Raw genomic sequence first — 13,226 nt, 5'->3', positions numbered from 1 at the left:
CCACAGCCAGCGCCACACCCTGCCACGCTCTTCAAAACAAGTCAGCGTCAAAGAAGCTAAGAAAATCAGCTATTTACGCACTTTTTTACTTTGGGCACAGGCGTTGCTCTAGACCCGTTAGCCGTATTAACCGCGCCCACTACGGCCAACATAATAACTCTAGAGGACAATAACCATGATCGAACAACAGGCGAATACTTTTCTTGCAAACTTTAGCGAACTGCTACAGGCCGGTGATACCGAAGCCGTAGCCGCACTGTTCCATCCAGAATGCTACTGGCGAGACCTAGTTGCCTTTACCTGGAATTTAAAAACCGTTGAATCCCCCGCTGCCGTGCGCGATATGCTCGATGCGCAATTACCCTCCGTGCAACCAAAAAACTTCAGTTTGGCGGAACACGAAGCCGTTACCGAAACCGATGGTGCCATCGAAGCCTGGTTTAATTTTGAAACCGCCGCCGGCCGTGGTTACGGTTTAGTGCGCCTGCGGGACGGCAAAGTGTGGACACTGCTAACAACACTGCAGGAGCTTAAAGGCTTTGAGTCACCCACGTTTTTTAATCGCCCCATGGGCGCCAAGCACGGCAATGACAAACAGCGCACCACCTGGCTGGAAGACAAACAACAGGAAGCCGCCGAGCTGGGCTACACCAAGCAACCCTACTGTGTGATCATCGGCGGAGGCCAGGGCGGTATCGCTCTCGGCGCACGGTTAAAAGCACTCAATATTCCCACCATTATCATTGAGAAAAATCCCCGCGCCGGTGACTCCTGGCGCAACCGATATAAGTCGCTCTGCTTACACGACCCGGTTTGGTACGATCACCTGCCCTTTTTAAAATTTCCCAGCAATTGGCCAGTATTTACGCCTAAAGATAAATTGGGCGATTGGCTGGAAATGTACACCCAAATAATGGAGCTAAATTACTGGAGCAGCACCAGCTGCGAAAATGCCCACTACGATGAACAAGCCGGCGAATGGTTGGTGGATGTCGTACGTGATGGCAAACCCGTCACCCTGCGCCCCAAACAATTGATCCTGGCCACGGGCATGTCGGGCAAAGCCAATATCCCCAGCTTCCCAGGCCAGGACACCTTCCGCGGCGAACAACAACACAGCTCCCGCCACCCCGGCCCCGATGCCTACCAAGGTAAGAAAGTAGTGGTTATCGGTTCCAATAATTCCGCCCACGATATCTGCGCGGCACTGTGGGAAAACGATGTTGATGTAACCATGGTACAACGCTCATCCACCCATATTGTGCGCTCCGATAGCCTAATGAAAATTGCCCTGGGCTCACTGTATTCAGAAGAGGCGGTGCAAGGCGGCATGTCTACCGAAAAGGCCGATTTAATCTTCGCCTCCCTGCCCTATCGAATTATGCACCAGTGGCACATTCCGCTGTACGATCAAATGCGCGAGCAAGATGCGGAGTTCTACCAACGCTTGGAAAACGTCGGCTTTAAACTGGATTGGGGCGCCGATGGCTCCGGCTTATTTTTAAAATACTTACGCCGAGGCAGCGGCTACTATATCGATATCGGTGCCAGCGAGCTGGTAGCCAACGGCGACATAAAACTGGCCAGCGGCCAGATATCGCATCTCACAGAAAACGCCGTGGTTTTGGACGATGGCACCGAGTTACCGGCGGACCTCATAGTCTACGCAACCGGCTTTGGCTCCATGAATGGCTGGGCAGCGGAATTGATCTCGCAACAGGTGGCGGACAAAGTTGGTAAATGCTGGGGGCTGGGCTCCGACACACCCAAAGACCCAGGCCCCTGGGAAGGCGAACAACGCAATATGTGGAAACCCACGCAACAACAGGCCCTCTGGTTCCACGGCGGCAACCTACACCAAAGCCGCCACTACAGCTTGTATTTATCCATGCAAATTAAGGCGCGAATGGAGGGACTAAACACGCCGGTGTATGGCCTGCAGGAAGTACATCATTTGAGTTAGTACACTTTACACGCGGCAGGGACGCTGCGATCGACTAAACATTTCTCAGAAGACAGCGGGTAAATCGTTAACATTGAAAACCGCGTGAGCAGATTACCGAATCCGATGGTGTTTTTGAAACTCCTCGTCTGTAGCAGCAAGTTTTATGGTAATGGGGTTTAGTTGGGGTAACCTAGAGTGAATGTATTTATAATCTTCTAAAGACCAGTCTTTCAAACGATAATCGTCCAGGGACAGATATTCTAGATTATTTAACCGAGCCAAGGGCTTCAAACCGCCGTTTACTACTGTTAACTGAAATAGTGCAACGAATTTTAGAGAAGCGCATTCTGCTACAAACTCCAAATCTTCAATTACTGATTTCTTATTACCGGTGCCCGAAAAAGATAGAGCCTCTAGGCCCTCTGGCAGTTTGATTGAAGACAGCTGCTCTATAGAGGCGTAGGTGCCATTGAGCGCTAACTTCTTCAGCTTAAGTTTAGCCAAAGGCTCAAAACTGAGGAGCTTATTCGCACCACTCATATTAAATAGTTTTAAATTTGGCAACTCACAGAGTCCCTCAATATTGTCGATTGACAACGGCGAACGAAAACAGACCTGCTCTAACGAAGGTACTTTCATAAACTCATCAAATACCGCCTGACCAAAACGCTGCTTGCAAAATAAACTCTTTGGCTTAATTTCCCTCAGCATTTCCAACATACAAGGCAAATGCTTTTTATTTAGTGGCATTGAAAAGAATAGATTTTTCGTCAACGTAGATACATCAACACCTTCATGCAACACGCTATCGCCCGAACCTATTTTTGGGTAGGCCCACGTCTTCTCCATATCAGGATAGGAACAGTAGGCTTCATGCAATTTTTCCGCGCAGTATTTATATTCACTTTGTTTCACAATATATACTCAACTCAAACCTGTATTGTCATCACATACGCCAAATAGACCACTGGGAAGGGAAGGCAAGACACCATTTCAACCATACAATCAAAAACCTAGCCGAGAAACCTTCTTGAAACACGGCCCTGTCATTTTTTTCGCGCTAGCTCGCGCCAGCATACTATTTACACTTGGGTTAAACCTTCTTCGGGGCAAACTGAGACTAACACTTGGCTTTATCATTTAATTTTGTGAAGTTTCTGAAATTCCGTGTCAGTAGCCGCTAGGCGAACAAAATCGCTTTTGAGGTTTGGCAAACCTTCGTATAAAAGTCGGTAGTCACTAAGAGACCAGTCTCTGAGCCGGTAAAAATCTAGGTAAAGATATTCAAGTGACTGTAACTCAATCAACGAACTGAGTCCCCGGCCCCGAACTTTAAGTTGAACAAGAGCCAGATATCGTAATTTTTTACACTGGCCAATAAACTCTAAATTACTAACTGCGACCTTAGACGTATCACCACCTGAAAAGACCAAAGTTTGTATATTTCTAGGCAATTCGACGCTGGCGAAATCCGCCACAGATTTATATGCCCCTTGAAACGCCAAGTTTTTTAGATGATCCATCTGCGAAAGACAGCTTATATCACTAATTTTGTTCGCCGTAGAAAAATAAAGCTCTTCTAAACTAGATAGCCTAGCGATCGACGATATATCACAAAAGGTTGACGCAACGCCAAATTCTAACCCCGTCAGCGAACTGGCCTGAGTGATGGACTCTAAAGCTTTCTGATCGCACCTAAAATCACACTGTAACCGCATCGGTTTAAAGCGACACAGATTACTAAAAAGGTAGTCCTTTTCTTCTGGAGTAGGCTGCAGAACCGTAATATTGGCGCCCGGAGAGGGCTCTTTCCCAAGCGATAAAGGTTCGAAGGACCTGTCTTTCGAGTTTAGAGAGGGCCAAAGGCCCTTTGTGTAAATTTCGTGAAACGGAAATACGTTCTGAATTTCGTCAGGATGCATAAAAATAAATCCTCTATGAGACTAGCTCACATCCTACTATCGGATTCGTTCTAACTCCAGAGTTAGCCGACAATGTGCGTTCCTAGCTTTCTTTCGAGTTAGATCATTTTACAAACACAATAGCAATGAAAGCACTGCAAAGGCAAAGTTGTATAGCGCATAATACAAAGGTGGGCGTGCAGAAAAATATTACTGATTTCCTAAGTTAACACCGTCTCACCACAATCAGTGTGATAACCACCCTGCTACAATCGGGGAGCACTAACCTCGCCTCATTCGTAAACGTAGAACTCGCAATTTACGCAACATAGCGGAAATTTTTTATATTTCGCTTGCCCCCTTCTGGCCAGACACTGATGAACACTGCTATAAGTACAGAAAATATATATTTCGCAGGCCGGGCTGCACAGTAAGATAGATTAAAATTAAAGGCTAGCCCGCTTTCAGTGAACGTCTAACTTACCAGCTGAGAGAGGACTGATGATTGGAATAATAGGTCGTCATGCGCTATTCAACTGGAACGTTTATGATTCGATATGAATGGAAGTAATGTTAAATGCCATAATTTATGGCGTGAGACACCCTTTTACGAACCTCGCTGCCGATGGAAGCAGAATTATCTTATTGTAACTAAGCCGATTTATACCTGAGTTACAATGTAAGATATTGCCAGTCCAACGCTTTCACGCCCTACATTCCCCAAGGATTGATATACTGTCTGGTGATCAATTTTCTTACAAAAGGTCAACACAATCGCTCTACACACTGCCTACCGGCAGTTTAATTTCAAATATCGAGCCCTGCCCAAGGGTAGAGTTAATAACCAACTCACCACCATGCTTTTCGACTATGACACTGTAGGAAATCGCTAGACCTTGACCGGTACCTTTGCCGACTTCTTTGGTAGTAAAAAATGGGTCGAATACTCGCCGCTTAACATGCTCTGGCATACCGCCGCCATTATCAGTGATGGCAACCACTACGTGAGAGCCCTGTAGCGAACTGGAAATTCTGATACTGCCCTTATCCTTTGTGCCCTCTAGAGAGCTTTCAATTGCGTGGGCAGCATTGACGATAATATTAATAATTACCTGACTGATCTCTAAGTGATTACACTCAACCGTAGGCAGATCCTCTGTAAGATCGAGCTCCATCTCAGAACAATATTTCCATTCGCTGCGCGATAGTGTGACACTGGACTCGACAATAGCGTTAACGTCTTTCAATTGTTTTTCAACTTCACCCGGGTGGGAAAACACTTTCATCGCACCGACGATCGTCGACACCCTCTCCACTCCCTCCAGTGATTGAGACAGCGCTTTAGGTATTTCCTCGTCAAGGTAATCAAAGTCCAGTTCGCTGATAACTGATAGAATTTGCTCTATTGACTCTTGGGCAGCTTGACTTTCACCCGTATTGGCCAAACGACTAATCGCCCGTATAGCATCAGACATTTCCTCGAAGGCATCTTTTAAGAAATAGGTATTATCTGAAATAAACTGAACCGGGCTATTGATTTCATGAGCGACACCGGCGGACAGCTGCCCTATGGCTTCTAGTTTTTGTGACTGCATCAACCTTTGCTCAATTTGCTTTCGCTCTGAAATATCACGAATGACGGCATTAAAAAAAACAGTGGTGCCAGACGCCATTGTGGAAAAAATCACATCCACAGGGAATTCCACCCCATCTTTACGTATACCTTGGGTCTCAATTGGCGTGCCAATTAATTGGGGAGAACTAGCGCGCACATCCTCAAGTAACGTTGCGTATGTAAACTGAGGTAACAGCGCCCGCAGTGGTTGACCTTCAATACGTATGTCATCGAAACCAAATTGAACGATGGCGGAACTGTTTGCACTTTCTACGAGGCCTCGATCGTCGACGACTAAAAGCGCATCTGAAAGCGAATCGACCACGGTCTTTTCTCGCAACTTAGAGATATCGGCTGACTCAATCGCTATTTGTAAATTGCGATCCATCACTGTTCCAATCACACTGATACCTACAAATATAACCACCACAATCACAATAAAAAATGCCATCTCCCAATGCTGATGACCCATATTGTGTAAGGCAGCTAGGTCTCCCTCCGCTACAAAATAACTTGATGCTTTCATGCCGGTGTAGTGCATGCCGGATATAGCCGCCCCCATTATCACCGCCACGATAGCTCGTTTTATGAAACTGGAGGTCTCGTCAGTGTTAAATACCCTATGAGTATAAGTTGCAATGGCGGCCAAAATATGGGCAACTAAAATCGACTTAATAAACAACGGCAAACTGTAGACCATAATGACGTTCATCTTCATGGCCTCCATACCGATGTAGTGCATGGACCCGACGCCCAAGGCAAACACCAGCGATTGCAACTGAATCCACCAAAAACCCGATTTATTCAGCACCGCAATGCGAAGATAGAAATTTGCACCGACCAATACAGGAATAATAGAAGCAAACGTTATGAATGGATCGAATGCCATTTCCACGGGTAAAACAAACGCCAGCATACCCGTAAAATGCATGGACCACACAGCCAAGCCCAGCACCAAGGCGCCAAAGTTAATCCAGATGGAAGACGTTTGCCGACTACCATTGGCTATTATACGATCTTTAATAATAAGACCGGAGAAGGCTCCTAGAGAAGCCACCAGCACCGATAGCACGACCAAGCTGAGGTTGTAGCTTCCAACTAATTCGACGTAGCCGTCAAAGTTCTGAATCTGACCCCACCACAGTCTGTTCATTGTTTTATACCTAGCAACTGTCTGCTACACACTATCTATTTTTTCGTTGAGACGTCATTCGCTTATGGAAACAAATATATTTCTCGGTATTTCATGGCTCTTAGCAAAATTGAGCAACCGAGTGATATTAGAGTCGGTAACCATCTGGCCTGACTCCAGTAACAAGGCCCCCGCATGGGTACTGATTGACTTCGCTATGATCATACCTTCTTCGAGCTGAGCGACATTGATCTCAACGACTTTGCGCTCCTCCTGCGACTCAACCACTAGGGCTAATGCCCGCATCACCTCTACATCGTATTGCTTTGCCTCGCTAGCTTGTAATATGGATATAGCCTCAACGGAGCTAACACCACGCGACTCAGCGGCCACTAGATCTATTATTATGGCAAGCATCCTGAGAGCGATGGGAATACCCGACTCCACTGATGTATCCCTACTTTTTATTAACTCAGATCGACCAATTAAGCTTGCGATGTTCTCCAGCCTAGGCACTTTGGCGACTATTTTTTCTGCCACTTTAGGGTGTTGGTCGTACACTTCCTGCTCTTCTTCCGTTAGAGGAGAGCCAACCAACACCTTATCGAGCACGGTATTTGACAAGGTGATAAGACCCACCTGAGATAATAAAGCAGTGGCTTCTATTTCCCACGTATCGTTTCGCTTTAATATCTGCAGGCACCGCCGAGCGTAATAATGGATACGTAATGATCTACCGAATACTTTTGGGTTTGCAACGGCCAGTACTTCAACCAACAGGGCGATACTGCCTTTGACGGTACTTTCTAGTAGGTCTTTTTCCAGCCGCTTAGCGCGATAGGTATTAACAGCTTCTGATAGCACAGTAACCATTTTATCCGGCGGGCATGGCTTATTTAAAAATTTAAAGATATCGCCCTTGTTGATGGCATCTATCGCCGTTTGCTGGTCCGCATTGCCTGTAAGCATTATTCGAACGGATTCTGGATATTTGGTTTTTATCCGGTGTAACAATTGCACACCATTAACCTCAGGCATCTGCATATCAACAACAATTACCGGAAAGGGACCGCTTTTTTTACAGACGGCCATGGCCTCTTTGGCCCCCAGCGCGGTATAAACCTTAAAGTTTTTACGCAGTGTTCGTCGATAGGCCTCTAGTATTTTATCTTCATCGTCTACAAATAGGATTTTTTCCATGTCAACCTTCACTTGTGAAAAAATCATTGGCCTCGGCCAACCAGGTTTCCAATACCTCGCTACCAAAGCTGGATTGTATATATTCAGTGTCTAACAGGGGGTAATCCGGGCAGATACGCCCGTGATCCTCCATGCACTGGTGAAACGCCCACGCAGCGTGCACGGTTGCGAGTACAGTATCGGCTTTAAACTCACTAATGCCGGGATTTTGATGCCACCTAACGGCTTCAATAATGGCGAAAGGTAAATTCCAAACACTTAATAAATACGCACCGACTAACGGCGTATCGACGTCGTTACTAGGGGGATTTCGGTATTGTAGAAGAACCAACTCGCCCAGCTGAGACAACATCGCCGCAAGATGGGCATGGTCTTGATCTTTAACCGTCGCATCCAAAGCTCGTATGAGCTTTTTTGCCAACACACCGCTACTGTGTGCGCGAGTGCTAATGTTGGCCAGCCGATCGATATTGCGATCATCACAAGGTAATGATTTGATAACGCTACTGACGAGCGCGATATTTTTTATTACCTCAGGGCCTAACAAAGACACCGCATGGGATGTACTAGCCACATGGGTAACCAATCCAAAAAATGATGAGCTAACGATGCGCAATATCTCTGTCGTTAAGGCGAGATCTCGTTCAATGATTACTGCCAAGCTGTTAGCTGTACTATTCTCGGATTGAATATCCGCCATCAATTCATTGTAAACACTGGGCAATGCCGGCAAATTTTCGATTGCACCAAGTTCATCTTTGAGTGTTTGATTAGACAGCCAACTGCAGGTAAACAATGCACGCTGCAGTGCTTTAGCGATTGTGTCTGCCGATGCAGGTTTGTTAATGAATTGATGAATAGCGTGAATGGACGCTAGGGTTAGCTCGGAGTCTGCGTAGCCCGACAAGGCTATACGAAATGTATCCGGAGATTGCGCTTGTACCGCTTTTAAAAACTGGCCGCCATTGATACCTGGCATTCTCATATCACTGACCACGACATCAAAATGCGAGCCCTCCATGTCGGCTAAAGCTTCATCGGCGCTCGTATAGAAACGCATGTCCCACTCTTTGCGATATCCGCGCAATAGTCGTCGCAAGCCATCAATGACATTTTTTTCATCATCGACAAACGCTAACACGGGTCTTTGCATGGCCTATCCCAAATAGTTTACCCAGCAGCTAAATAACGCTCAATAGCACAAGACGCGCAGCGCCGAACAACATCACGTGTAATACGATAGTAAAATTAGTTATAAAAATCGCCTAGGGCGTGATCTCGCTGGATTGTCGGCTGTTTATGCAATAAAGCGTAGCACAGGAGCAGAGGGATGCAGCAATTCCTACAGACTGTGGAAATTTATACGTCACAAATGTGCTTGAGGTTATATAACCGACTGAACGTACTTGCGTGTTAGTAGTTTGAGGCAGATGCTGGCGCAACCTCAATACACCGAATAGTTCTCAACGCATCGACAGCGCTTCTAATAGAATGGGCGCCAATACAAGACAATGGTGTACATGAGTATGGTTTATGGCTGCTACTTGGAAAATAGCGATCAGTTGCTGTGACGATATTGACGCCATCATGTATTAAATAGGTTGAGCGGACCTAGTACTCGCGAACGAATCTAAGGCTCTTCATTTCGCTCTAAATATCTGACCGGGATATCGAAATCTGTTTCTTTCTGTATCTGAGCGAGAGTTTCATCATCGGTGAAGACTGCGGGGTGACGGGATATGCTCAAATCAGAATATACCCCCTCAAAGGAATCAGGTATCGATTCACGATAGAATTTAAAGATTACGGCCCAATGATCAATCGTAAAGCCATCTAACCGCCCCGCTCTAAAAACAAAGGTAATAGATGAAACTAGCCTCTGAGCTAAATCCCTTTCTCCATTAACTAAATAATATTCCATAAAAGAAACGCGGTAGGAGGGCATCTTTTTACGAAGTGGAGGTTTTTTATCTCTATTAGCACGAATACTTTCAGCCGGTACCACCCACCATTTCATTATTCCTGTGTTGATATTTCCAGCGTAATATTCTTTAGTAACATCTTCTAGGGTTAGAATACTGTCATAATGTTCTAAATAATTAAAACCGGCAGACGACGCCGCTTTCGCGTATCTAGGGTATAACTCTGCAAATAACATCGGCTCTTTGAGTCTAATTTCAATGCGAGCATCAGGCACCGGTTTAGCACAGCAAAAGCCCGGGTAATACTTACTGTCACAGGATAGAAGCACTGAGATGCCCAAGATTAACAAGACACAACTGTTGAGGCGTTTCACTTTAAAATCCTTTTATTCAATGACTTCACCATGTTTTAGCTCAAGGCTTGCTAGGCCCCACTAAAAGGTCCGGGTTCAGTTTAACCCAAATCACCCCACAAAAACTGCAGCAGCGATAGCGCCGCAACCGGAGCGGTTTCGGTGCGCATAACTCGGGGGCCTAGGCGCAGGGGTTTGTGTTGCGCGGCCACCGCTTGTTCGATTTCCGTTTCGCTTAAGCCGCCTTCTGGGCCCACCAGGATGGATACTGACTGCGGCGGCGGGGCTATTTCTTTCAACGGTTGGTCGGTGCGGTGGTGCAGCACAAAGCGTAGCTGAGCTTGGTTTTCACTAAGCCATTGGTGCAACGTTTGCGGTGTATTAAATAAGGGGGGGATGGTGCGCTGGCATTGTTCGCAGGCGCTGATGGTGATTTGCTGCCAGTGGTCGAGCTTTTTCTCTAGCCGCTCGCCGCTGAGTTTTACCTCTACCCGTTCGCTAAACAGGGGGGTGATTTTGGTTACGCCAAGCTCGGTGGCTTTTTGCAACACCCAATCAAAGCGTTCACCGCGAGATATGCCAATGACTAGCTCTATGGGCAGATTGGATTCGCGGGTTTCAGGGAAGAATTCGTTTACGCTGAGGGTAACGGATTTTTTTTCCAGCGCGGTGATTTCTGCGCTGTATTCGCCGCCGCTGCCGTCAAAAATAATGAGGGGGCGGCCAACGCCCATGCGTAACACCTTGGCCAGGTAATGGGCGCTGTTCGCGCCCAGTAGGTGCGTGCCGGTGCCCTTAATGGGCTCGGCACTGTACAGCCTAGGCAGCCGCATTAGGCAGGTTCCAGGCCCAGGTTTTTCAGTAAAGTTTGGGTGGGCTCGAGTTGATTCATGGTGTAGAAGTGAATACCCGGCGCGCCGTTATCCAGCAGCATTTCACACAAATCGGATACCAAATCGATACCAAACGCTTTAATGCTGTCGGTATCGTCGCCGAAGGCTTCTAGCCGCTTGCGCATCCACCGGGGAATCTCTGCGCCACAGCCATCGCTAAAACGCGCCAGATTGGCGTAGTTGGTGATAGGCATAATGCCGGGCACGATGGGCTTGTCGATACCCGCGGCCAAGCATTGGTCGACAAAATAGAAGTAGGCATCGGGGTTGTAAAAATACTGGGTAATGGCGCTGTCGGCACCGGCGTCGAACTTACCTTTGAGGTATTGAATGTCTTCGCTGTAGGATTTCGCCTCTGGATGAATCTCTGGGTAGGCGGCTACCTCGAGGTGAAAATCCTTGCCGAAATGCTCGCGGATAAACGCCACCAGTTCGTTGGCGTACACCATATTGTAAGCACCACCCATACCGGAGGGGCGATCGCCGCGCAGGGCCACAATGCGGTTAACATTGGCATCGCGGTATTCGCGAATTAAATCCAGCATGGCTTCTTCGCTGTCGCCACCAAAGGATAGATGCGGCGCGGTGTTGTGACCCAGCTGGTTGTAGTCACACACAATGCTTTTGGTGTTATCTCGCGTGGAGCCACCGGCGCCGTAGGTTACCGAGTAAAACTCCGGTTTGTAGGCCGCCAGGGCGTCGCGCAGATTATTAAGGTTGTTTCGACCTTTTTCCGTTTTGGGCGGAAAAAATTCAAAACTGATGCGAATGTCGTCTGTCATGATGTTCTCACTGGGCCTTACCTAAAAGGCAGACAAGGCCCATTTATTTACGTAAACCTACCAATTAGTATTTGTAGTCTTCTGGCTTAAATGGGCCGGCTACCGACACGCGAATGTAATCGGCTTGGGTTTGGGTCATTTTGGTGATCACACCGCCAAAACCACGCACCATATCGGCAGCAACTTCTTCGTCTAATTTTTTAGGCAGAACTTTTACGTAGATGTTTTCGGCTTTTTCTGCCTCTGGCAGGTCAGCGAATTTTTTCTCGTACAAGTAAATTTGCGCCAGCACTTGGTTGGCGAATGAACCATCCATAATGCGCGATGGGTGACCCGTGGCATTACCCAGGTTCACCAAGCGGCCTTCGGATAATAAAATCAAGTGGTCGTTGGTATCGGCGTTGCGAACCACGCGGTGTACCTGGGGCTTAACCTCTTCCCACTGCCAGTTTTCGCGCATGTAGGCGGTATCGATTTCGTTATCGAAGTGGCCAATGTTACAAACCACCGCACCGCTCTTAAGTGCTTGCAGCATGTTTTTATCACACACGTTGACGTTACCGGTGGTGGTTACTACCAGGTCGGTATTCTGCAGCAAGGCTTTGTCGATGCAGCTTACGTCGCCAGTGTTGTTACCATCGATGTAAGGCGATACCACTTCGAAACCATCCATACAGGCTTGCATGGCACAGATTGGGTCGATCTCGGTGACTTTTACGATCATACCTTCTTGGCGTAAAGACGCAGCAGAACCTTTACCCACATCACCGTAACCAACAACCAGCGCTTTTTTACCGGACAGCAAGTGGTCAGTACCACGCTTGATGGCATCGTTTAGTGAATGGCGGCAACCGTATTTGTTGTCGTTTTTGGATTTGGTAACGGAATCGTTAACGTTAATGGCGGGCACCTTAAGCTCGCCTTTTTCCATCATTTCCAATAAACGGTGTACACCGGTAGTGGTTTCTTCAGAGATACCATGAATGGTGCTCAACATTTGTGGGTACTTGTCGTGCACCATGGCGGTTAAGTCGCCACCGTCATCTAAAATGATGTTGGCATCCCAGGTTTCACTGCCACCGGTTTTGGACAAAATAGTTTGCTCAATACACCAGTTGAATTCGTCTTCTGTTTCGCCCTTCCAAGCAAATACAGGAATACCCGCAGCAGCGATGGCAGCGGCGGCGTGATCTTGGGTAGAGAAAATATTACAAGAGGACCAACGCACTTGGGCACCCAAATCCACCAGGGTTTCGATTAACACGGCGGTTTGAATGGTCATGTGGATACAACCCATAATTTTAGCACCGGCCAGGGGTTGTTCGGCTTTGTATTTTGCGCGCAGCGCCATCAATGCGGGCATTTCGCCTTCGGCGATTTCTATCTCGCGGCGGCCCCACTGGGCTAGGCTAATGTCGGCAACTTTGTAGTCGGTAAAATCTTGTATCGCGTTCATGCTGTAACTCCGAATGTGTTTGGGTCG

The 13,226-nt window shown here is 47.3% G+C and carries 10 protein-coding genes; 1 reads left to right on the top strand and 9 read right to left on the bottom strand.

The features are described from left to right. Positions 1-175: 175 nt before the first annotated feature. Positions 176-1,963, top strand: coding sequence for an NAD(P)/FAD-dependent oxidoreductase (locus ACGHM3_RS02245; protein ID WP_345419383.1), 1,788 nt, complete (start codon positions 176-178; stop codon positions 1,961-1,963). A gap of 93 nt (positions 1,964-2,056) precedes the next feature. Here the strand turns inward: ACGHM3_RS02245 and ACGHM3_RS02240 are convergent, their stop codons facing one another. The 9 genes from ACGHM3_RS02240 to ahcY all read right to left on the bottom strand — a co-directional run bounded on the left by ACGHM3_RS02240 (position 2,057) and on the right by ahcY (position 13,199). Beyond that, positions 2,057-2,860, bottom strand: coding sequence for a hypothetical protein (locus ACGHM3_RS02240; protein WP_345419380.1), 804 nt, complete (start codon positions 2,858-2,860; stop codon positions 2,057-2,059). Positions 2,861-3,081: 221 nt separating this feature from the next. After that, positions 3,082-3,867: a hypothetical protein gene (locus ACGHM3_RS02235; RefSeq protein WP_345419377.1), complete on the bottom strand. Its 786-nt coding sequence runs from the start codon at positions 3,865-3,867 to the stop codon at positions 3,082-3,084. A 758-nt stretch (positions 3,868-4,625) separates the two neighbouring features. Further along, complete coding sequence (locus ACGHM3_RS02230) at positions 4,626-6,614, bottom strand: MHYT domain-containing protein (protein ID WP_345419374.1); 1,989 nt, start codon at positions 6,612-6,614, stop codon at positions 4,626-4,628. Positions 6,615-6,668: 54 nt separating this feature from the next. Beyond that, entirely contained in the window at positions 6,669-7,793 is a 1,125-nt protein-coding gene (locus ACGHM3_RS02225; protein ID WP_345419371.1) for a response regulator, read from the bottom strand. Position 7,794: 1 nt separating this feature from the next. Next, a complete protein-coding gene (locus ACGHM3_RS02220; protein WP_345419368.1) occupies positions 7,795-8,946 on the bottom strand; it encodes an HDOD domain-containing protein in 1,152 nt (383 codons plus the stop codon). 477 nt (positions 8,947-9,423) lie between these two features. Next, positions 9,424-10,089, bottom strand: coding sequence for a hypothetical protein (locus ACGHM3_RS02215; protein WP_345419365.1), 666 nt, complete (start codon positions 10,087-10,089; stop codon positions 9,424-9,426). An 80-nt stretch (positions 10,090-10,169) separates the two neighbouring features. Further along, positions 10,170-10,901: a 16S rRNA (uracil(1498)-N(3))-methyltransferase gene (locus tag ACGHM3_RS02210; protein WP_345419362.1), complete on the bottom strand. Its 732-nt coding sequence runs from the start codon at positions 10,899-10,901 to the stop codon at positions 10,170-10,172. Beyond that, entirely contained in the window at positions 10,901-11,743 is an 843-nt protein-coding gene (metF, locus tag ACGHM3_RS02205) for a methylenetetrahydrofolate reductase [NAD(P)H] (RefSeq protein ID WP_345419359.1), read from the bottom strand. Before metF ends, ACGHM3_RS02210 begins: the two co-directional genes overlap by 1 nt. Positions 11,744-11,807: 64 nt before the next feature. After that, the gene (ahcY, locus tag ACGHM3_RS02200; protein WP_345419356.1) at positions 11,808-13,199 is read right to left on the bottom strand and encodes an adenosylhomocysteinase; all 1,392 of its coding nucleotides are present in this window, start codon (positions 13,197-13,199) and stop codon (positions 11,808-11,810) included. Between the last annotated feature and the right edge of the window lie 27 nt (positions 13,200-13,226).

This window comes from Halioxenophilus aromaticivorans (genome assembly GCF_042850945.1).
Classification (GTDB): Bacteria; Pseudomonadota; Gammaproteobacteria; order Pseudomonadales; family Cellvibrionaceae; genus Halioxenophilus; species Halioxenophilus aromaticivorans.
The sequence above is the reverse complement of the archived record's forward strand: the minus strand, read 5'-3'. Positions and strand labels throughout refer to the sequence as shown.

Excerpts from the sequence above, each read along its gene's own strand:
- ahcY (WP_345419356.1), bottom strand. The coding sequence starts at position 13,199 with ATGAACGCGATACAAGATTTTACCGACTACAAAGTTGCCGACATTAGC.
- ACGHM3_RS02210 (WP_345419362.1), bottom strand. The coding sequence starts at position 10,901 with ATGCGGCTGCCTAGGCTGTACAGTGCCGAGCCCATTAAGGGCACCGGC.
- ACGHM3_RS02220 (WP_345419368.1), bottom strand. The coding sequence starts at position 8,946 with ATGCAAAGACCCGTGTTAGCGTTTGTCGATGATGAAAAAAATGTCATT.
- ACGHM3_RS02230 (WP_345419374.1), bottom strand. The coding sequence starts at position 6,614 with ATGAACAGACTGTGGTGGGGTCAGATTCAGAACTTTGACGGCTACGTC.
- ACGHM3_RS02245 (WP_345419383.1), top strand. The coding sequence starts at position 176 with ATGATCGAACAACAGGCGAATACTTTTCTTGCAAACTTTAGCGAACTG.
- metF (WP_345419359.1), bottom strand. The coding sequence starts at position 11,743 with ATGACAGACGACATTCGCATCAGTTTTGAATTTTTTCCGCCCAAAACG.
- ACGHM3_RS02235 (WP_345419377.1), bottom strand. The coding sequence starts at position 3,867 with ATGCATCCTGACGAAATTCAGAACGTATTTCCGTTTCACGAAATTTAC.
- ACGHM3_RS02225 (WP_345419371.1), bottom strand. The coding sequence starts at position 7,793 with ATGGAAAAAATCCTATTTGTAGACGATGAAGATAAAATACTAGAGGCC.